This is a genomic window from Streptomyces sp. NPDC020898, from assembly GCF_044333925.1.
Taxonomy (GTDB): Bacteria; Actinomycetota; Actinomycetes; order Streptomycetales; family Streptomycetaceae; genus Streptomyces.
Genome location: NZ_JBIRRV010000023.1, coordinates 64,971 through 85,818 on the forward strand (window position 1 = coordinate 64,971; position 20,848 = coordinate 85,818).

Genomic DNA, 20,848 nt, shown 5'->3' on the forward strand with positions numbered 1-20,848 from the left:
TGGCGGGTACGGGCCTGCGCGGGTCTGGTGGCCCGACGGCATAAACTCGGCGAATGGCAAGGTACTTCGACGTCCATCCCGACAACCCGCAGCCCCGCACGATCAGTCAGGTGGCCGACAGCATCCGCTCCGGTGCGCTGATCGCGTACCCGACGGACTCCTGCTTCGCGCTGGGGTGTCAGCTCGGCAGCCGTGACGGCATCGACCGCATCCGGTCGATCCGGCAGCTCGACGACCGTCACCACTTCACCCTCGTGTGCCGGGACTTCGCGCAGCTCGGCCAGTTCGTCCAGGTCGACAACGACGTGTTCCGGGCCGTGAAGGCCTCGACCCCGGGCAGCTACACGTTCATTCTCCCGGCAACGCGCGAGGTGCCGCGCAAGCTGCTGCATCCGAAGAAGAAGACCGTGGGCGTGCGCATCCCCGATCACACGGTCGCGCAGGCTCTCCTCGCCGAGCTGGGCGAGCCGCTGCTGTCCAGCACGCTGCTGCTGCCCGACGAGAAGGAGCCGCTCACCCAGGGCTGGGAGATCAAGGAGCGGCTCGACCATGTCGTGGACGCGGTCGTCGACTCCGGGGACTGCGGCACGGAGCCGACGACGGTGATCGACTTCTCCAGCGGCGAGGCCGAGATCGTGCGCCGGGGCGCGGGAGACACGTCACGGTTCGAGTGACGGCTCCCTGGCCTCGTACGCCCGTGTGTCCGGGGCGAGTTCGTCCCGCACGCGGGAGGCCGCCCCGACCGCGACGGCGTCGCTTCCGAGGCCGGCCCGTACGACACTGACGGAGCGTCCGCTGACCGGTGGCTCGGCGGCGAGGGCCGCACTGACGGCCGGTTCGAGGAGGTGCCAGGCGCGGCTGACGCCGCCGCCGACGACGTAGGCGGTGAGGTCCAGCAGGCCGGCGGTGATGAGGATCGCCCGGGCGAGGGCCGCCCCCGCCTCCTCGTACACGGCGGCCGCGTCGCGGTCGCCCGCGTCCGCCGCCGCCGCGACCGCCCTGGCCGTGAGCCCGGCGCGTCCGGTGCGCTCGCCGTACCGGCGCCCGATCGCCCGCCCGGAGGCGAGCGTCTCCAGGTGCCCCCGGGCGCCGCAGGTACAGGGCAGGTCGCCGAAGCCCGGTACGTGGCCGATCTCACCGGCGGCACCGTACGGACCGTCGTACAGCGCCCCGTCCAGCCACAGCGCACCGCCGACGCCGGTGCCCAGCGTCATCCCGAGAGCATGGGACACGCCCGCCACGGCACCCTTCGCCGCCTCGCCCCGCAGGAACGCGTTGACGTCGTTGTCGAGGTACGCCGGTACTCCGAGCGCCGCCCGGATCGTCGCCGTCACCTCGAAGCCGGCCCAGCCGTGGAAGGAGTCACTGGCGACAAGAACGCGCCCGGCGTCCGCATCGACGACGCCCGCCGCGCCGACTCCGACACCGAAGAGACGGGCCGGTGTCCGCGCGAGGAGGGCGGTGAGCGCGCCCAGCGCGGCATCGGTCATCGCCTGCCCACCGTCCGCCGCCGGGGTGGGCACCTCGGCCCGGGTGAGCACCGTGAGATCGGGTGCGCACAGCACGACCTGGGTGGTCGTACCACCGATGTCGACACCGCCGTACACGTCGGCAGCGGAGAGCGTCACACCGAGCCCTCCGTCCCACCGGCGACGAGCGCGGCCCGGCGTTCTGTGCGGTGCCTGTGCTGCAGGACCGGGTCGGGGACGGCACATATGAGGCGCCGGATGCACTTCGCGTCAGGACGTAGGACCCTCCTCGACGCGGCACGACCGGCCGGCACAGGCACAGCGGCGAAAACACGCCGGCTGCAAGCCGTACCAGGGCGCAGGACACCCGTCACACCGTCACCCCCGTCCCACCGGCGGCGAGCGCGGCCCGGCGTTCCGTGCGGCGTCGGCGTTGCAGGATCGGGTCGGGGACGGGGACGGCGGCGATGAGGCGGCGGGTGTAGGCCGTCGTGGGGTGAAGGAGGGTGGTTGCCGTGGGGCCCTGTTCCTCGATCTGGCCGGCGCGCAGGACGACCACGCGCTGTGCGAACCGCTGGACCACGGCGAGGTCGTGGGAGACGAACAGGCAGGCGAAGCCCAGTTCGTCCTGGAGCTCGGTGATCACTTCGAGGACCGTCTGCTGGACGCTCACGTCGAGGGCACTGGTCGGTTCGTCGGCCACCAGCAGTCGCGGTTCGAGGACGAGCGCGCGGGCGAGGCTGACCCGCTGGCGCTGACCCCCGGACAGCTCACGCGGTCCGCGCGCCGCCAACTCCCTTGGCAGCCGCACCAGTTCGAGCACCTCGGCGACCCGCGCCCGGAGCTCGGCGCCCGACATGCCTCTGCGGTGGACGCGCAACGGTTCGGCGACGCATTCTCCGACGCTCATCCGCGCGTCCAGCGAGGCCACCGGGTCCTGAAGGACCACGCCGACCCCGGCGAGCAAGGCGCGCCGAGCGCGTCCCCGGGCCCGGCCGAGGTCGGTGCCGAAGAGGGCGACCGAGCCGGACGTCGGCGGGACGAGGCCGAGGGCGACGCGGGCCGCCGTCGACTTGCCGGAGCCGGACTCGCCGACCAGGCCCACGGTTTCGCCGGGGGCGACGGTGAGGGAGACGTCCTGGAGGGCACGTACGGCACGGCGACCGCGGCCGAAGTGGACGGAGATGTCCCGGAGTTCGACCACGGGAGCGGCAAAGGCGTCGGTCTTCGGCACCTCGGCTGCCACTGCGGGCACGTCACCCGGCTCGGCGACCGTCAGTCTCGGCACCGCCGACAGCAGCCGCCGCGTGTACTCGTGGGCGGGCCGCAGCAGCACCTCCTCGACCGGTCCCGTCTCGACGATCTCCCCCTGGAACATGACGGCGACCCGGTCGGCGAAGTCCGCGACGACGCCCATGTTGTGCGTGACGAGCAGGACACCGGTGCCGGAGTCGGCGGCGAGGGCGCGCAGCAGGTCGAGGATCTCGGCCTGGACGGTGACGTCGAGGGCGGTGGTCGGTTCGTCGGCGATGAGCAGGCCGGGCGCGTTGGCGATGGCCATGGCGATGACGACGCGCTGGCGCTGCCCGCCGGACAGCTGGAAGGGGAAGGCGGACGCCCGCTGCTCGGGGTCGGGGATACCGACGCGGCGCAGAAGGGCGACCGCCTCCGCGGCGGCCTCCTTGGCGGAGAGGGGGCGGTGGTTGCGTACGACCTCGGCGATCTGGGCGCCGATCCGGGTGAGCGGGTCGAGGGCGGTGGCGGGCTCCTGGAACACCATGGACGCCGTACGGCCGCGCAGCCGGGACAGGTCGGCCTCGCTCGCGCCGACGACGTCGGTGCCCCCGATGCCGACGCGGCCCGTCGCGCGTGCGTTGCCCGGCAGGAGGCCCAGTGCGGCGAGGGCGACCGTCGACTTGCCGGAGCCGGACTCGCCGACGAGGGCGAGGGTTTCACCGGGGCGGACGTGCAGCGACACGTCACGGACGGCGGGTACCTCGCCGGTCTCCGTGGTGAAGGTGACGTCCAGGTTGTCGATCTCCAGGATGTTCATCCACGCCCCTTGACGTCGAAGGCGTCGCGCAGTCCGTCGCCGATCGCGTTGAACGCGCAGACGACGAGGATGATGGCGAGGCCCGGCGGAACGATGAGCCACCAGCGGCCCGAGTACGCGGCGGTGAGGCCGGCCGACAGCATGCCGCCCCAGTCGGTCGACGGCGGCTGGACGCCGAGGCCGAGGTAGGAGACGTACGCGACGAGCAGGATCGCGTCGGCGACCTGGAAGGTGGCCGCGACGACGATGGTCGAGACCGAGTTGGGCAGGATGTGCCGGGCGATGGCGCGGGCGTGGGTGCCGCCGATGGCGCGCAGCGTCAGGACGTAGTCGCGGTTCTTCAGGGTGAGCGTCTCGGCCCTGATGAGCCGGGACGGCACCAGCCAGGACACCAGACCGAGGATGACGATCAGGCCGAGGGCGTCCGGGGTGGTGATCGCGGAGACGACGAGCAGGATGAACAGGGCCGGGATGGCGATGCCCGCGTCGACGACCCGCATCATCACCGCGTCGATCCAGCCGCCCGCGTAGCCGGCGACCGCACCCCACAGCGTGCCGATGACGGTGGCGAGGACGCCGGCCGCGAGACCGACGAGGAGGGACACCTTCCCGCCGTACATCAGCCGCCCGAGCTCGTCGTGGCCGACAGCGTCCGTGCCGAGCCAATGGGAGCCGTTCGGGGCGAGGTTGACCTGAGTGAGGTCGGTGTGGGTCTGGTCGGTGGAGTAGAGGAGCGGGCCCACGAAGCAGAACAGCAGGAAGAGAACGACGACCACGAGCCCGGCGACCGCGAGCCGGTTGCGCGCGAACCGGCGCAGGGGCAGCCGGTATCCGGCGACCGGCTCCGCCACCGGAGTCGTCGTGTGCAGTACGGCGCTCATGCTCGGCCTGCCTTCACTCGGGGGTCGACGAGGCGCTGCACGATGTCGGCGAGGAGCGTGCCGACGACGGTGGCGACGGAGATGACGAGGACGCAGCCGAGCAGTACCGGGTAGTCGGAGGACTGGGCCGCGCTCCAGAACAGCAGGCCCATTCCCGGGTAGTTGAAGAGCTGCTCGACGACGAGGGCACCGCCGAAGAGGACGGGCACGTAGTAGCCGAGCATGGCGACGACGGGCGTGAGGGAGTTGCGGAACACGTGCCGCCGCAGGATGGCGCCCTGCCGTGAGCCGCCGGCGCGGGCGGTGCGGACGTAGTCCTCGGAGAGGTTCTCCAGGGTGGCGGCGCGCATGTAGCGGCTGAAGACGGCGACCATTGACGCGGCGCCCGCCACGACCGGGAGCACCAGCGCGTTCGGTTGCGCGAGGACCTGGCCGAGGGTCTCGCCCTGGGGTGCCTGGGACGGGAACCAGGGCAGCCACTGGGTGAAGACCAGCACCAGGATCAGGCCGAGGAAGTACACGGGGGTCGCGTAGGCGACGAAGCCGAGCGTGGTGATGACGTAGTCGACGGGCTTGTTGCGCCGGACGGCCTGCCACATGCCGAGGGGGATCGCGAGGAGCAGCCCGAGGAACGCGGACAGGACGGTGAGGACGAGGGTCTTGGGCAGGCGCTGTCCGATGAGGGTGGAGACGGCCTCGTTGAGGGTGTACGAGGTGCCGAGGTCGCCGTGGAGCAGGGTGCCCAGGTAGTGGACGTACTGGACGGGCAGGGCCTGGTCGAGGCGCTGTTCGTGGTTGAAGGCGGCGATCTGCTGGGCGGTGGCCTGCGGGCCGAGGATCCCGCGTGCGGGACCCCCGGGCAGCGCGTGCAGGAGGCAGAAGACCACCACGGTCACGATGAGGATCACCGCGAGGGCCTGGAGGATCCGCCGGGTCAGGTAGAGAAGAGTGTCCATGCGAGGAGCCTCAGTTGGTCCACTTCCACTGTGCGGGGTGGAAGTTGGCGAGTGAGTCCTGGGAGAAGCCGCCGAGGCCGTTCTTGACGACGGAGATCTGGTAGACGGGCTCGGGCAGCCAGACCACGGGCAGGTCCTTGGCGAGGGCCGAACTGTAGTCCTGGATGGCCTGGTTGGACGTGGACGTGGTGGAGGCGGTGATGAGCTTGTCGACGTCCGGGTTGGAGTAGTTGCCGAAGTTCGAGCCGCCCTTGGTCTGGAAGAGGGAGTCACCGGTCGGGAAGGCGTTGAAGTACCAGCTGCCGGCCGTGCCGAAGAAGGACAGCTGCCACTTGCAGACGGCCTGGCTCTCGGTGCACTGCGGGGTCTGCGCCAGTACGGAGTTGACGGGCGCGGTCTTGATGGTGAACTTGATGCCGGTTTTCGCGAGGGACGACTGGATCGCGCTCATCATGTTGTCGGTCACGGTCGAACCGGACTGCGACAGCACCTGCATCTCGAACTTCGTGCCCTTCTCGACGCCTTCACCGCACTGCGCGGCGCCGGTACCCGCGTCCGTGCACACCATGACCCCGCCCTGCTCGCTCCAACCGTGCCCGGCGAGAAGGGACTTGGCCTCCTCGGTCGAGAAGGGGTACGGGTCGCTCTTCTGAGTGGCCGAGAGGAAGTCGGAGGACTGGGCCTGCGGAATCGGACCGTAGCCGGGAACGGCGGTGCCGTTGAAGATGACCTTGGCGAGGCCGGCCTGGTCGATGGACTTCTGGACGGCCTGGCGGGCGTACAACTGCTTGAACACGGCGCCCATGGCGGGGTTGTTGAAGTTGTACGGCAGATAGGTGATCGCCCAGCCGGACCAGGGCTTCACGGCGTAGCCCCGGTTGGTGAAGCTGTCCTTCTGGTCGAGGTCGGTGGCCTCGATGTAGCCGTAGTCGACGCCTCCGGAGCGCAGGGCGTTCTTCTCGGCGTCGGCTGTCGTGAACGGCAGCAGGTTCACGGTGGCGATGTCCGGCTTCTCGCCACCGTCGTACTTCGTGTTGGCGGCGAGAACGACCTTGCCGGAGGTGGCGAAGGACTTGACCGAGTAGGGGCCACTGATGGTCTTCCACAGAGGGTCGCTGTCGTAGCCGGAGATGTTCTTCGCGGCCGTGTTGAGGTACGTCCACACCTGCTTGGCGCCCGCGGGCGTACGGTCGGCGTCCGACACGGCGGCCGACACGCCGGCCTTGTCCCAGGCGTGCTGGGGCAGCGGGGTGATGGCACTCAGCTCGTTGGCCAGCATCCACTGGGAGTTGTAGGCCTGGTCGAAGGTGATCGTGAAGTGGCGGTCGTCGACAGCCTTGAACGCGGTCCAGTTGTCGGGGGCCTTGCCGGGGTTGTAGCCGGCCCACTCCGCCTTGTTCGCCTTGATGACGTTGAACCAGAACTCGACGTCCCGTGCGGTGATCGGCTTGCCGTCGCTCCAACTACGGTCGCCGAGCGTGATGGTGACGCTCTTTCCGTCGGTGGCGAAGTCTGCGGCGGTGGCGATCGACGCCTTCTTGTTCCAGGCGATCTTCCCGGTTGAGCCGTCGTACGCGATGAGCGGTTCCCACAGGCTCGCCGCGATGGAGTTGTTGTTGGTGTTGAGGTGGGCCGCGGTGCCGATCGGCAGGATCCAGTTCGGGGTGAAGTTCGCGGGCAGGGCGTAGTTGATGGAGTCCTTCGATGCGGACGACGTGTCACTCGTGCCGGAACAGCCCGCGAGCAGCAGCGCGCCCGCCGAGACGATGACACCGGCGACGAGCGCCGTGCGAGCAGGGGACGACATGGTTCTCCTCGGAGCACCGGAGATGTGAGGTGTGGTTGATGAGCCAGTCAACGACTCGCAGGTACGAAGAAACAGATGCCCCGCTGTAAAAAGCCTGTTTCTGCTGTTCTGAAAAAAGCCGCAGAGTGCGATCAGCGACGTACGCTCGCCACATCCAGCCCCCACGTCGGAAGTTACTTCACCCATGACTGAAAAAAGTCTCCCGCATCACCGGAGGGCCTCCCCGGGTGTCTCCTCGCTGGCCGAGCGGGTGCTCGAACTGCTGGCCTCCGGGCAGGCGACCACCCGGACCGAGCTGGCCGGGCTGCTGGGCGCCGCGCCCTCGACGATCTCGTTCACCGTCGGCCAGCTGGTGACCCACGGGCTGGTCGCGGAGCAGGGCACCCGGTCCTCCACGGGCGGGCGGCCACGGAAGGTGCTGCGGCTCGGCGACACCGACGGGTTCGCGGTCGCGGCGGACCTGGGCAGCAGGCACGCCCGCGTCGGCGTGGTGTTCCCCGCGGGCGGGCTCACCGATGTGTCGACGGTGCTGTTCGCCACCGCCGAGGGCCCGGAGGCGGCGCTGCCCGGCCTCGCCGAGACCCTGGAGGCACTGGCCGCGCGGCACGGCCGGGAGTTACTGCGGGGCGTCGGATTGTGTCTGCCGGGCCCGGTGGACGTCGAGTCGGGGGTCGTCACCCTGCCGGCGCGGATGCCCGGCTGGAACAGGTTCCCGGTGCGGTCCTGGCTGGAGGACCGCTTCGGCGTGCCGGCGGCGATCGAGAACGACGCGAACTGCATGGCGGTGGGCGAGCACAGCGTCCAGCCCGCCGAACGGCGCCAGTCGATCATGGTGAAGGTGGGCTCCGGCATCGGCGCCGGGGTCATCGCCGACGGCCGGCTGTACCGGGGCGGCACCGGGGCGGCCGGCGAGATCACCCACGTCCGCGTCGAGAACGAGGGCGGCACGCCGTGCTCCTGCGGCAACACCGGCTGCCTGGAGACGGTCGCGTCGGGTGCGGCGCTCGTACGGATCCTGCGGGAGCGGGGCGCCGACGTCCACTCCATCGAGGACGTGGTCGGGCTGGCCAGGGACGCCGACCCGGAGGCGACCGGTGCGGTGCGCCGGGCGGGCCGCTATCTCGGCACCGTCCTGTCGGCGAACGTCAACTTCTTCAACCCCGACGCCGTGTATCTCGGGGGTCTGCTGTCGACGCTGGAGCCGTTCGTGGCCGCCGTCCGCAGTCAGCTGTACGAGGGCTGCCATCCGCTGGTGACCGAGCAGCTGGTGATCGAGCGGGCGAGTCTCGGCGCCGACGCCGGGCTGGTCGGCGCGGGCCGGTTCGCGCTGCAACGGGCGCTGGCGCACGCCTTGCAGACCCTGGCCGCCTCCGACACTCCCGCCCGCCATGCCTGACACCGTGCGCCCGACACCCTGCGAGGAACCGTGCCTCAGCCCCGTAACGCCATAGCCTGTCCCGTCATCGCGATCGCCGGGCTCGGTATCGAGTCATCGACCTTCTCCCCCGCGCGCACCGAGGCGCCGGCCTTCCATCCGCAGCGCGGCGCGGACGTCCTCACCCGTTACCCGTTCCTGGCGCCCGGGGCGCCGTTGCGGGAGGCGGCCGAGTGGCGGGGCGCGCTGGTCGGCAAGGCGCTGCCCGGCGGGACGGTCACTGCTGCCGCGTTCGCGGAACTCTCCGACGAACTCATCGACAGGCTAAGGGAGTTGGGGCCCGTCGACGGCCTCTGGTACGACATCCACGGCGCGATGACGGTGGAGGGCGTCGACGACGCGGAGGCGGTCCTGCTGGCCCGGATCCGGGAGATCATCGGGCCGGACGTGATCGTGTCCACATCCATGGACCTGCACGGCAACGTCTCGCGCGAGCTCGCCCACCGGAGCGATCTGATCACCTGCTACCGGATGGCCCCGCACGAGGACCACATGGAGACGAAGGAGCGGGCGGTACGGAACCTGGTGGAACTGCTGGTCGGCGGCGCCCCGCGGCCGGTCAAGGCCTGGATTCCGGTGCCCGTGCTGCTGGCCGGTGAGCAGACCTCGACGCGGATCGAGCCCGCGCGGAGCGTGTACGCGGCCGTCGACGAGGTGGAAGCGGCGGACGGTGTGCTGGATGCCGCGATCTGGGTCGGGTACGCGTGGGCGGACGAGCCGCGCAACCGGGCCGCGATCGTCGTCACCGGGTCCGACGAAGCCGCCGTGAGCGCCGGTGCCGAACGGCTGGCGCGCGGCTTCTGGGAGGCGCGGAGCAGGTTCGCGTTCGTCGCGCCGACCGGGTCACTGGACGCGTGTCTGGACGAGGCGCTCGCGTCGGACGCCCGTCCCTACTTCATCAGCGACACCGGGGACAACCCGACGGCGGGCGGCGCCGGTGACGTGACTTGGGGGCTCGCGCGCGTCCTGGACCGGCCCGAGTTCAAGGACCCGGACGGCCCGACGGTGATCTACGCCTCGGTGCCCGGGCCCGCCGCCGTCGAGACCGCGTCGAACGCGGGCGTCGGGGCGGTCGTCACGGTCACGGCCGGTGCCGAGGTGGACGACCGGCACGCCGGGCCGCTCACCATGACCGGGGTCGTGCACGCCGTGCGGCACGGGGACCGGGACGCCGGCACCGAGGTCGTCCTGCGCGTCGGCAGCGTCCATGTCATCCTCACCCGGCTGCGGAAGCCGTACCACCACGAGCACGACTTCACCGACCTGGACCTCGATCCGCGCGGCGCCGACCTCGTCCTCGTCAAGATCGGCTACCTCGAACCGGAGCTGTTCGACATGGCCGTCGGCTGGAAGCTCGCGCTCACCCCCGGTGGCGTCGACCAGGATCTCGCGCGCCTGGGACACCGCCGCATCCGCCGGCCCATGTTCCCGTTCGACCCGCAGATGGCCGGGCCGGACCTCACGGCAAGGATCGTTCCGGCCTCGGACGAACCACTGACCGGCGCGGACGAATAGGGACGGATTTCCGTGCGTGGGGTGCGCGAGAGACGTGCGCTGTGCATGGTGGTAGCAGGTCCGGTCGAGCAAGGAGACGTCATGCCGATCCAGAACGCCGATTCGCCCTCTCTTTCCGACGACACCACGACCCCCGACGCCTTGCTGCACACCGGTGCGGAGCATGGGGCGTCGGCCGAGGACGTGGTGCTTGCGGCGGGCCGTGACCTTACTCCGCGCAACCTCGCGTGGGCGGAGCGGAAGCTGGCGGAGGAGGGTACGCGGGCGTTGGACAAGTTGTTGCCCTAGCGGGCGGTTGTTCTCCGTATGCAGTTCTTTTGCCGCGGGCCGGTGGGGGCTGGTCGCGCAGTTCCCCGCGCCCCTGTCGGGGCGCGGGTGCGCACCTCAGTTCACCAGTGCCTGTCAGTCCTGGGTGCCGTGCTCCACTGCTACCGGGTCGAAGGTGATCCTCGTGCGCGTTCCGTCCTCGGTCCAGTGCACCTCGACCGCCTCGTCGGTCACCTCGACGCCTGTGACCACCTGGCCGGGCACCAGCGGTTCCGGGTCCGCCGTGAGTGCGGCCAGGGCCACGTGCAGTGACGTTCCGGAGGCCTCGCCGGTCAGGCGGGGGACCAGGGCCCAGCGGGTGTAGGCGGTGCCCTGGGGGGCGCGTGTCTCCTCCGCGTCCGGGGTCCAGCCGTACAGGCCGTGCAGGGCCGACGTCAGCTGTTCCTCGGGGCCCGTGGCCCAGCCGGTGTGGGTGACGCGTGCGCCGGCCGGAGCGGTGATCACGCGGTGGACGCGCAGTTCGTGGCGGCCTCGTACCACCGTGACGCTCTCCACCCGCAGGCCCGGCACCATGGGCGGCCCGGAGGTGAAGACGGGGCGGTGCCAGGAGGCGGCCCAGCCCCAGCCGTCGCCGTGGCCGGCGCCGAGCGGGTGGATGCGGCGGCGCACACTGCCCCGGCCGCCGATCTCCACGGAGAGGTGGTTGTCGGCGATGTTGGCGGGGGCGGTCGGGCCGGAGTGCGTCGAGTAGGCCTGGCGTCCGTAGTGCGGGTCGTCCTCGGCCGCCGCCTCGCCCTCGTGCGGGCGGACGTGGTCGCTGCCGTGGTTGTGCAGCCGTACGATGCCGTCCGCGCGGGTCGACTGCACCAGCAGTCCCGGTGCGGGCAGCGCCAGCACCCGGTCGCCGTCCTCCACCGGTGCCGGTTCCTCGCGGGCCGTCCAGAGGGGGGCGTCGGCGGGGGCGAGCAGGGAGACGAAGGCCTTCGAGGCCCAGTACGGGGACGCCGGACCCGAGTAGGTCTGCAGGGTGGCCGCGTGCGGGCCGTGCCAGCCGAGGGTCAGCAGGCCGTCCTCGGTCAGGGCGCCCCGGTCCAGGAAGTGGCGCAGGCTGCCGCTGATGAGGCGGCGGCTCGTGCCCGGGGTGAGCGGGGTGTCGCCGGTGAGGGCCCCGAGGCCGACGGCGGCGGAGGCGGCGAAGCGGTACGAGAGGGAGCGGCCGAAGTGGATGGGCGCGCCGTCTCCGCCGAACATCAGGGCGAAGCCGTCGAGGTGTTCGCGCAGCCGGGGGCCGTACAGGGCGGACAGTTCCCGGTCGTCGCCCAGGTGGGCGTCCAGTACCGGGTACAGGTGCAGGGCCCAGCCGTTGTAGTGGTCGAAGGCCCGGCCGTCGCCGTCGGCGTACCAGCCGTCGCCCCGGTACCAGGTCTCCATCAGCTCCAGGGCGCGCTCACGGATCCGCGCCGTCTCGGCGTCACCGCGCCCCACGGACTCCAGGAATCCCGCGACCGTGTAGGGGAACAGATACCAGTTGTTCGGGGCCGGCGAGTGCCGCAGCGAGCCGCGCAGCCATTCCTCCGCCCGGTCCTGTACGGCGGAGTCGAGCCGTTTCCACAGCCAGGGCGCCGTCAGTCGCAGTCCGAGGGCGACGGAGGCCGACTCGACCATCGGCTGGCCCTGCACATCGTGGTCGAGGATCAGCGGCCAGGACTCGGTGTCCGCGCGGCCGGGGGTGGCGGTGCCCGCGGCGAGGCCCTGGGCGTAGCGGTCCAGCCAGCCGTGCGGATCGTCGCCGTCGGCGCCCGCGACGCGGAAGGCGGCGGCGAGGAACGTGCGGGCGTAGCCTTCCAGCCCGTCGGAGCGCACGCCCGAGCGCGAAGGGGCGCCGGGCAGGTCGAGCAGGGCTCCGCCGGGGGTGCTCCAGCGCCATGCGGCGCCCAGCAGGCCGTCCGCCACGGCCTCCCAGTGGGCGCGGGTGTACCCGGTGTGCGGGCTCAACTCGCGGTCCTCGGGCGGGAATTCGAAGGGGATGCCCATGCTGCTGATACGGGTCGTGCTGCTCATGCGAGGAAGGCCAGCCTTTCGCGTCGTACGGGATGGCGGAATCCGGCGCCGGCCGCCCAGTGTTCCGTCTCGCCGACGGCGAGGTCGGCCAGGCGGCGCCACTCGTTGCCCTGGGAACCGGCCAGGTGGGGGGTGAGGAGCGCGTTGGGGAACTTCCACAACGGGTGCTCGGGCGGCAGGACTTCAGGGTCGGTGACGTCGAGCACCGCGCGGACGCGGCGCGCCCGGACTGCCTCGGTGAGGGCGTCCTGGTCGACGACGCCTCCCCGGGCGGTGTTGATGAACACGGCGCCCGGGCGCATGGACTCGATCAGGGGGCGGCTCACCAGGCCCCGGGTGGTGGGCAGCAGGGGGGTGTGCAGGCTGACCGTGTCGGAGCGGGTGAAGAGGGCGTCCAACTCGACGCGCTCCACGCCCAGTTCGGCCGCGTCGGCGTCGGTGACGTAGGGGTCGTACAGGAGGATCTCGAAGTCGTGGGGGCGTAGGAGTTCGATGACGCGGCGGCCGACCAGGGAGGCGGAGACGATGCCGACGGTCCGGCGGTAGTTGCCGATCGTGCGGGAGGTGCGCAGCCAGTCGTCGCGGGTGCGGGTGGTGACATAGGCGTGGGCCCGTTCCAGCACCTGCTTGCCGGTGAGCAGGATCATGGCGAGGGTGTACTCGGCGACCGGCAGGGCGTTGGCGGCGGCGGCCGACGACACCTCGATGCCGCGCTCCCAGCAGGCGTCGGTGACATGCGGGCGGACACTGCCCGCCGTGTGCACGATCGCCCGCAGCCGGGGCGCCGCCGCGAGGGCGTCGGCGTCCAGGACGGGGCAGCCCCAGCCGGTGACGAGGAGGTCCACGTCGGCGAGGATCCTGCGGGCGCGCTCGGTGCCGAAGTCGTCGAGGACGGGCAGCGGAGCGAGGTCGCAGACGGCGGCGAGGGCGGTGAGCGAGTCGGGATCTAGGACGGCGGCAGCGGCGTCCGGGGACATGGCGAGGGCGGCTCTGGGGCGGAAGCCGGGGCCCGGTGAGGACACGGTCATTCGGGGTCGGGGACTCCTTGCTGGTCGGTAACTCGTGTGCGACGAGCGGCTATTTGACGGAACCCGCGGTCAGTCCGCTGCGCCAGAAGCGTTGCAGCAGGGCGAAGGCGAGGATGAGGGGCAGTACGGCGAGCAGGGAGCCCATGATCACCACGGGGTAGTACTCGGGTGACACGGAGGCCGAGCTGTTCCACTGGTACAGGCCGAGGCTGACGGGATAGAGGTCCTGGTCGGAGAGCATCACCATGGGCAGGAAGAAGTTGTTCCAGATGGTGGTGAGCTGGAACAGGAACACGGTGACCAGTCCGGGGCCGAGCATCCGCAGCGCCACCCGTACGTAGGTGGTGAGTTCGCCCGCGCCGTCCACCCGGGCGGCCTCCAGGACCTCGTCGGGGACATAGCCCTGGCTGAAGATACGGCCGAGGTAGACGCCGAACGGGTTGAACAGGACGGGGATGAACACGGCCCAGAAGGTGTTGACGAGGCCGGCCTCCGAGGCCATCAGGTACAGCGGCAGAGCGAGCACCGTCTGCGGCACCATGACGGCGGCCAGGACCACACCGAACAGCTTCTCCTTGTGCCGGAAGCGGTACTTGTCGAAGGCATAGCCGCAGGCCACGCTCACCAGGGCGCCGACGCCGGCGCCGATGACGGCGTACAGCAGGCTGTTGACGTACCAGCGGCTGTACAGGCCGTCGTCCATGGCGAACAGGTCGCGCAGGTTCTGAACGAACGAGAAGTCGCTCAGCGACAACAGGTTGCTGCTGAACAGGGCGTCGCGGTTCTTGCCGGCGGCGAGGACCAGCCACAGGACAGGCAGCAGGGTATAGAGGACGGAGAGCGCGACGACCACGTTGACCGTGGCCCGGCCGAGCAGGCGCGGGCGCATGAGGGTGCTGTCGCCGGTGCTCATCGGGCCGTCTCCTCGGGGGTGTTGGCGCGGCTGGTCCAGCGGGTGACGCCGTAGGACAGGGCGATCGTGCAGACGAGGAGGACGACCGAGGCGGCTGCCGCGAGGCTGTAGTTGTTGCGGGTGAAGGCGGCGTCGTAGATGTACATGCTCGGCGAGAAGCGGGAGTTGATCATCGGGGAGGACTGGCTGAGCAGCACGGGCTCGGTGAACAGCTGCAACGCCCAGATGAGGGTGAAGATGGCGACCATCACGATGGAGGTGCGTACCAGGGGTGTCTTGACCTGGAGCGCCGTGCGGACAGGGCCCGCGCCGTCGACGACCGCCGCCTCGATGACCTCGCGGGGTACGGCCTGGAGGGCGGCGTAGAAGACGACCATGTTGTAGCCGAGGTTGCTCCACAGGGCGATGTTCACGATCGCCGGGAGGACGGTGTGGATGCCGAGGAAGTCGATGGTGATGTCGGCCTTGGCGAACAGGTCGATGACGGGGCTGATGCCGGGTGTGTAGAGGTACAGCCAGATGAGGGCGGCGATGATGCCGGGCACGGCGTGCGGCAGGAACAGACCGAGCTGGGCCCAGGCGCGCAGGCGGACGACGCCGGAGTCGAGGAGCAGGGCGAGGGCGAGCGCGCCGATCACCATCAGGGGAATGTAGATCAGGCAGTACAGGGCGACCGTGGCGAGCCCGGACAGGAACGTGGGGTCGGTGAGGACTGCGGCGTAGCTGCGCAGGCCGACGAAGATGGTGCGTTCGGGGCCGAAGCCGAGGCCGGGCTGGTCGTCGCTGAAGAAGCTCAGGTAGACGGCTGTACCGACGGGGATCAGGAAGATGGTGACCAGGAGGGCGAAGAACGGGGCCATCAGGACGGCGCACGCGGCGAGTTGACGGCGGCGGGCCGCTTTTCGGGTGCGGCGGGCCGAGGCGGGGCCGGCGGCGCGGGAGGCGGTGGCAGGCGCGCGGTGCTGGGCCTGGGTGGTCGCGGTCATGGGGTGTCACCTGCCTTTCGGTCGGCTCGGATGCCGTGCGGTGTGGGGTGCCGGCTCATGTGCTGCGCTGGGTGGTGGACAGGCCCAGGGCCTTCAGGTCGGGCATGGTGCCGTCCTGGGCCGCGCGCACGGAGTCGATGAGGGAGCCCTGGCCGCCGCCGACGCGGGCGAAGTTGTCCTGCATCACCCGCTGGGTGGCGGTGAAGCGCGGGCCCCAGACCCAGCCGTCGCGGATCTTGTGGGCCTCCTCGTCGAAGAGGGTGTAAATGTCCTGGCCGCCGTAGTACTCGCGGTCGAACGCCTCGCGGCCGACGGCGACCAGCGCGGCCGCGGCCGGGTACTGGCTGCTGGTGCCGCTGGAGAGGCGGGCGCGCAGCGCGTCGGGGTGGGAGACCTGCCAGGTGATGAACTCCAGTGCCGCTTCCGGGTGTCGGCTGTCCTTCGTGACCGCGAAGGTCGAGCCGCCGTGGGTGCCGACGCCCGGGCGGCCGGTGTCCCACTGGGGCAGCGGGGCGATCCGCCACTGGCCGGCCTGTGCGGGCCGCGCCTTCATCTGCGCGCCCGCCTCCCAGGCGCCGGTGAGCCGGGTGAGCACCAGGCCGTTGGCGATCTGCGCGTCGGACTGTCTGCTCTCGACGGCGTTCGCGAAGACCAGGTCCTCGTCGATGAGGCGCTGCCAGTAGGCGGCGACACGCCGGGTGGGCGCGTCGGCGAGGGACACGTTCCAGGCACCGCCGGCGGTGTCGAACCACTGGGCGCCGGCCTGCCAGGCGTACGCGGCGAACTGGGTGCCGCCGTCCGTGGGGAAGAGGACCAGCCGCCGGCCGGGCAGCTTGCGCCGCACGGTGCGGGCCAGGTCCTCGAACTCGGCCCAGGTACGCGGCACTTCGAAGCCGTACTTGGCGAAGAGGTCGGCGCGGTAGTGCATCACCATCGGTTCGACGTCCAACGGGACGCTGAACACGCGCTGTTCGAAGGTGGTGAGGCCCAGGGCCTGGGGCAGCAGCTCCGCGCGCAGTTCGTCGCTGATCAACGAGGTGAGGTCGCGGGCCACGCCGTCGATGGCGAAGCCGGGCACCTGCGGGTACTCGATGGTGGCCACGTCGGGGGCGTTGCCCGCGCGGGCGGCGTTGCTGAGTTTGGCGTAGCCGCCCTGACCGCCGGACGGGATCTGCTGGAAGTCGACCTGGATGCTGTCGTGGGTGCTGTTGAAGGCGTCCACCACCTCCTGGCTGCCGCGCAGCGCGGACCAGAAGGTGATGTGTGTGGTCTTGCCCGTGCCGCTCGACGAGGAGTCCGCTCCCCCGCTGCAGGCGCTCACGGCACCTGTCAGCGGCAGTGCGGCCATCGCGGCGAGCACGGACCGGCGGCTCTGTAGACGGTGGCCCGGTCGACCAGGCATGGTGCCTCCCGCGGCTCGGGGGTGTCCTGGGACATGTCCTGTTCGAGATACGGGAATCCTGATCGGCTCACAGGAAACGGTCAAGAGATCGATCAGAAGAAAATAAAGCGGTCAAACGCTCATTCAGTTCAACGGCCGTGTCGATCCGCGCACCTTCAGCTCCGGCAGCAGCTCCACCCGCCGCGCCGGTCCCGTCCCTGCATCGCGCTGGTCTGTCAGCCGGTGCAGGAGCAGTTCGGCGGCGGCCCGGCCGACCTCGCCCTTCGGCGGGGACACGGCGGTGAGGGGGGTACTGCCGAGAGCGGCCACCACGTCGTCGTACGCGACGACCGAGCAGTCCTCCGGCACCCGGACGCCGTGCACGGCCAGGTCCTGGACCAGCATCAGCGCGTCCACGTCGCCGTGCAGCACGCAGGCCGTGGCGTCCAGTTCGCGCAGGACACCGGGCAGGTCGACGGCCGGACGGTCGGCGCCGTCCGTGCGAACGGGGCCCGCGCCGGGCGAACTGAGCGTCAGGGTCCAGGCGTCGAGCTTCGGATGGGCCCCGGCGATCTCGGTGAGCGCGACACGCAGGGCCCGTGCGGTGGGGCTGTCGTCCCGGGTCGCGAAGACGATCCTGCGGTGGCCCAGGGCGACGAGGTGTTCCACAGCGAGATGGGCGCCGTACCAGTGGTCGGTGCACACGGAGTCCAGGGCGTGCAGCGCGCTGCCGGGGCGTGGCCGGCGCTCCATCAGGACCGTCGGTACGCCCAGCCCGCACAGCCACCCGGCGTCGGCCTCCTCGTCGGCGAGGGTGCGCCAGCGGGGGGCGATCAGCACGCCCCGGGCACCGTCCGCCAACGCCCGCTCCACCAGGGGGCGTTCGGCGCCGGCGATCTGCGGGGCGATGTGCAGGGCGATGCGCACGCCGGCCTCCTCCAGGACGGGGCGGGCGCCGTGCAGGGTCTCGTAGAGGTAGGAGTGGCGGGCGGGTACGACCAGGACGACGGTTTCTTTGCCCTCGGGTGCCGTGACGTCCTCGGTCGCGTCCGGTGCGGGGAGGGTGGAGTGGGCGATGCCGTGGCCACGCCGGAGCCGGCCCTCGCGGGCGAGTTCCTCCACGTCCCGGCGGACGGTGACGACCGAGACCTCCAGTTCGGCGGCGAGATCGGTCACCCGGGCCGTGCCGCGCGCCTGCACCGCGGCCAGGATCCGCTGCCGCCTCAGTTCGACCGGCTCGCGCATACCGCTCGCTCCCTCACGTCCGTGCGCCGACGTACTCGCACACCGGAATGTTCGTTTGAACGCTTTGCCGCGCAGCATAGCGATCAGCACGCGGTACGGCAGCGGATCGGGCTCCCCCGGCTCACGCCACCTGCTCGCGTCGCGGGTTTACGACCTCCATGTTCGAGAATGCGAGCCAGCAGTCCACGTATTGAGATTCCAGCCTTGAGTTGAGGTTTCGGGCGGCCGCCTCCACAACGGGAATGAGGGCCTCCGGCCGGATGTCACCTTTTTCTGACCGGACTTGACCTCAGCTCCCGAAATTTTCGTCGGGTACTTGCGGTAACTGCTTGCTTTACCCGCCCTTGGGACGAGAATCCCCCTGCAACAAACTGCACCTTGGGGGAATTGGCATATGCAAGGAACAATTGACGGATTCAGCTATGGGGTGGTCACCCCAGTGGCCGCCTACATCATGGCTTGTGTGGGAGGCGCCCTCGGACTGCGCTGTGTGGTCAGGTCGCTCCTCAACACCGAGTCGTGGAAGCCCGGTTGGCTGGCGCTGGGGGCGGCGGCCATCGGGTGCGGAATCTGGACGATGCACTTCATCGCGATGATCGGTTTCCAGGTCGAGGAGACCGCGGTCCGGTACAACGTGGGGCTGACGGTCACCAGCCTTGTCGTGGCGATCGTCGTGGTCGGTATCGGTGTGTTCGTCGTCGGTTATCGCGGCGCCACACCCGTGGCGCTCTCCGTCGCGGGCGTCATCACCGGTCTCGGTGTGGCCGCGATGCACTATCTGGGCATGGCGGCGCTCCACCTGAACGGCGAGATCCACTACGACGCGGTCACCGTGGCGCTCTCCGTGGTGATCGCCATCGTCGCGGCGACCGCCGCGCTGTGGGCGGCCGTCTCCATCAGGGGCTTCCTGACCAGCCTCGGGGCGAGCCTCGTCATGGGCGTGGCCGTCAGCGGTATGCACTACACGGGCATGGCCGCCGTCAGTGTGCATCTGCACGACTCGTCCCGGACCACCTGGGCCGGTGACTCACCGACCTCGCTGCTGCTGCCGATGCTGATCGGCCCGGCCATCTTCCTGCTGCTGGCCGCGGTGGTGGTGATGTTCGATCCGCTGCTGGTCCTGGGCGACTCGGAGTGGGGCGAAAAGAAACCCCGGCAGCAGCCCGTACGGCAGGCCCCGCCGCAGTCGGCGAAGCAGGACATCGGGTCGCCCTCCCCGCACTGGCAGCGGACCCCGACCCGGACGGATCTTCGACTGTAGGACATTGCTACGGTGCCCCGATGGCTGACTCTCCACGGGCTCACTCTTCACGCGACACCGCCGAGGGCGCCGGCTGGGGCGACGAAGACCCGGGCACCTACCGGGAGTTGATGCCCCGTCGGGTCGAGAAGCTGTCGTGGCTCAACCCCCGGACACTGTGGCCCGCCCGCAACGGCGTGCTGGCCTCCTGGTTCGGCGATCCCACAGGCCGCACCCGGAGCCGCTGGTCCGAGCAGCGGACGGTCGCGGGCGCACCCGCCGACAAGGTGATCCGGCGCAGCGACCCGGACCGCTTCTCCTTCATGGTCATCGGCGACACGGGCGAGGGCGACGCACCCCAGTACGCCGTCGTCCCGGGTTTTCTGAGGGTCGGTCAGGACACGGCGTTCACCGTGCTCGCCAGTGACGTGATCTACCCGGTCGGGGCGACCGACGACTACGGCACCAAGTTCTTCCGCCCCTACCAGGACTACCAGGCGCCCATCTACGCGATACCGGGCAACCACGACTGGTACGAGGACCTGAACGGGTTCATGCGCGTGTTCTGCGACGCCCCGCCCCTCACGCCCGATTCCGCGCCCCGCCCGCTCTCTGGCGCCTGGCTGCGCTCGCTGCTGTGGCACAGGCCGAGCGCGGTGGACGAGCAACGCCTCGCCGAGGCGGGCAAGTCGCGCTCGGCCCCGGCCCAACAGGGCGTCCAGCCCGGCTCGTACTGGGCGATCGACGCCGGACCGGTACGCGTCATAGGCATCGACACCGGCCTGCTGGGCACCCTCGACGCCGAGCAGGGCCGCTGGTTGAAGGAGGTCTCCGAGGGGCCCGTTCCCAAGATCCTCATCACCGGGTCGCCCCTCTACGTGGACGGCGAGCACCACCCCTGCCCGATCGAGGGCGGCGGCACGGTCGACGACCTCGTCCGCGATCCGGCACGCAACTTCGTGGCCGCGATAGGCGGCGACATCCACAACTACCAGCGCTATCCGGTGAGCGTGCACGGCCGCACGAGCCGGACCATCCAGTACATAGTCTCGGGTGGCGGCGGTGCGTTCATGCACGCCACCCACACCATCAAGCGCGTCTCGGTCGCCGATGTCACCGAGGACGACTTCCGCTGCTATCCGCTGCGCGGCGACTCGCTGGCCTTCTACAGCAGGGTGTACGGCCGCCGGCTGCACCTGCGCCGCTTCTTCACCCTCACCGAGGCCGAGGCGACGGCCGCGATCGCCGAGCGCCTCGGCATCCGTCCGGCGCGCGCCCAGGGCACGCCCGTCCGGCTCACCTGGCGCATCCGGCTGGTCGCCGGTCTGCTGGGCACGGCGCGCAGGCCCGACCGTACGCGGCGTTTCCGGCTGCCGGTCCGGAAGGCGTACACGCAACTGTTCTCGCCCGGTTCGGCGACGTACAGCCCGCCGTTCTTCAAGAGCTTCCTGCGGCTGGACGTGTCCCCGGAGGCGGTCCGGCTGCGCTGTTTCTCCGCGACCGGCAACCTTCGGCAGGAGCTGGATCCGCCGGTCGAGGACGAGGTGACCATCCCGCTGACCCGGCCGCCTGGCACAATCGACGGAGCGTGAACGTCCGTACGACGATCGT

General features: G+C 70.7%; 17 protein-coding genes. 6 read left to right on the top strand and 11 right to left on the bottom strand.

Annotated elements, in window-relative coordinates:
• Positions 1–53 precede the first annotated feature (53 nt).
• Positions 54–674, top strand: a complete 621-nt coding sequence (locus ACH4TV_RS42240) for an L-threonylcarbamoyladenylate synthase (protein WP_398406699.1) — start codon at positions 54–56, stop codon at positions 672–674.
• Here the strand turns inward: ACH4TV_RS42240 and ACH4TV_RS42245 are convergent.
• The 5 genes from ACH4TV_RS42245 to ACH4TV_RS42265 all read right to left on the bottom strand — a co-directional run bounded on the left by ACH4TV_RS42245 (position 660) and on the right by ACH4TV_RS42265 (position 7,166).
• A complete protein-coding gene (locus tag ACH4TV_RS42245; RefSeq protein WP_398406744.1) occupies positions 660–1,607 on the bottom strand; it encodes an ROK family protein in 948 nt (315 codons plus the stop codon). The genes ACH4TV_RS42240 and ACH4TV_RS42245 overlap by 15 nt on opposite strands.
• 232 nt (positions 1,608–1,839) lie before the next feature.
• Positions 1,840–3,522: a dipeptide ABC transporter ATP-binding protein gene (locus ACH4TV_RS42250; RefSeq protein ID WP_398406700.1), complete on the bottom strand. Its 1,683-nt coding sequence runs from the start codon at positions 3,520–3,522 to the stop codon at positions 1,840–1,842.
• Positions 3,519–4,403 (bottom strand): ABC transporter permease, encoded by an 885-nt coding sequence (locus ACH4TV_RS42255; protein WP_398406701.1) that lies wholly within the window; start codon positions 4,401–4,403, stop codon positions 3,519–3,521. The genes ACH4TV_RS42250 and ACH4TV_RS42255 overlap by 4 nt, the downstream gene beginning before the upstream one ends.
• Positions 4,400–5,359 carry an ABC transporter permease gene (locus ACH4TV_RS42260; protein WP_398406702.1) on the bottom strand — a complete coding sequence of 320 codons (960 nt, stop codon included), beginning with the start codon at positions 5,357–5,359 and terminating at the stop codon, positions 4,400–4,402. The genes ACH4TV_RS42255 and ACH4TV_RS42260 overlap by 4 nt, the downstream gene beginning before the upstream one ends.
• A 10-nt stretch (positions 5,360–5,369) precedes the next feature.
• On the bottom strand, positions 5,370–7,166 hold the full coding sequence (locus ACH4TV_RS42265; protein WP_398406703.1) for a peptide ABC transporter substrate-binding protein: 1,797 nt from the start codon (positions 7,164–7,166) through the stop codon (positions 5,370–5,372).
• A gap of 184 nt (positions 7,167–7,350) precedes the next feature.
• Between ACH4TV_RS42265 and ACH4TV_RS42270 the strand changes: the two genes are divergently transcribed.
• The 3 genes from ACH4TV_RS42270 (at position 7,351) to ACH4TV_RS42280 (ending at position 10,404) form a co-directional block, all read left to right on the top strand.
• Positions 7,351–8,562 carry an ROK family protein gene (locus ACH4TV_RS42270; protein WP_398406704.1) on the top strand — a complete coding sequence of 404 codons (1,212 nt, stop codon included), beginning with the start codon at positions 7,351–7,353 and terminating at the stop codon, positions 8,560–8,562.
• 30 nt (positions 8,563–8,592) lie between these two features.
• Positions 8,593–10,116: a M81 family metallopeptidase gene (locus ACH4TV_RS42275; protein ID WP_398406705.1), complete on the top strand. Its 1,524-nt coding sequence runs from the start codon at positions 8,593–8,595 to the stop codon at positions 10,114–10,116.
• An 81-nt stretch (positions 10,117–10,197) separates the two neighbouring features.
• Positions 10,198–10,404, top strand: a complete 207-nt coding sequence (locus ACH4TV_RS42280; protein WP_398406706.1) for a hypothetical protein — start codon at positions 10,198–10,200, stop codon at positions 10,402–10,404.
• Between the two features lie 114 nt (positions 10,405–10,518).
• Here the strand turns inward: ACH4TV_RS42280 and ACH4TV_RS42285 are convergent, their stop codons facing one another.
• The 6 genes from ACH4TV_RS42285 to ACH4TV_RS42310 form a co-directional block, all read right to left on the bottom strand.
• Positions 10,519–12,417, bottom strand: a complete 1,899-nt coding sequence (locus ACH4TV_RS42285) for a DUF2264 domain-containing protein (protein ID WP_398406745.1) — start codon at positions 12,415–12,417, stop codon at positions 10,519–10,521.
• A 23-nt stretch (positions 12,418–12,440) separates the two neighbouring features.
• The gene (locus tag ACH4TV_RS42290) at positions 12,441–13,472 is read right to left on the bottom strand and encodes a hydroxyacid dehydrogenase (RefSeq protein WP_398406707.1); all 1,032 of its coding nucleotides are present in this window, start codon (positions 13,470–13,472) and stop codon (positions 12,441–12,443) included.
• A 49-nt stretch (positions 13,473–13,521) separates the two neighbouring features.
• Positions 13,522–14,385 carry a carbohydrate ABC transporter permease gene (locus ACH4TV_RS42295; RefSeq protein WP_398406708.1) on the bottom strand — a complete coding sequence of 288 codons (864 nt, stop codon included), beginning with the start codon at positions 14,383–14,385 and terminating at the stop codon, positions 13,522–13,524.
• Entirely contained in the window at positions 14,382–15,371 is a 990-nt protein-coding gene (locus ACH4TV_RS42300; RefSeq protein ID WP_398406710.1) for a carbohydrate ABC transporter permease, read from the bottom strand. The genes ACH4TV_RS42295 and ACH4TV_RS42300 overlap by 4 nt, the downstream gene beginning before the upstream one ends.
• Positions 15,372–15,426: 55 nt before the next feature.
• Positions 15,427–16,773, bottom strand: coding sequence for an ABC transporter substrate-binding protein (locus ACH4TV_RS42305; protein WP_398406711.1), 1,347 nt, complete (start codon positions 16,771–16,773; stop codon positions 15,427–15,429).
• A 123-nt stretch (positions 16,774–16,896) separates the two neighbouring features.
• A complete protein-coding gene (locus ACH4TV_RS42310) occupies positions 16,897–17,997 on the bottom strand; it encodes a substrate-binding domain-containing protein (protein ID WP_398406712.1) in 1,101 nt (366 codons plus the stop codon).
• A gap of 394 nt (positions 17,998–18,391) precedes the next feature.
• Between ACH4TV_RS42310 and ACH4TV_RS42315 the strand changes: the two genes are divergently transcribed.
• Positions 18,392–19,258, top strand: a complete 867-nt coding sequence (locus ACH4TV_RS42315) for an MHYT domain-containing protein (protein WP_398406713.1) — start codon at positions 18,392–18,394, stop codon at positions 19,256–19,258.
• Between the two features lie 20 nt (positions 19,259–19,278).
• A complete protein-coding gene (locus ACH4TV_RS42320; RefSeq protein WP_398406714.1) occupies positions 19,279–20,829 on the top strand; it encodes a metallophosphoesterase family protein in 1,551 nt (516 codons plus the stop codon).
• Positions 20,830–20,848: the final 19 nt, after the last annotated feature.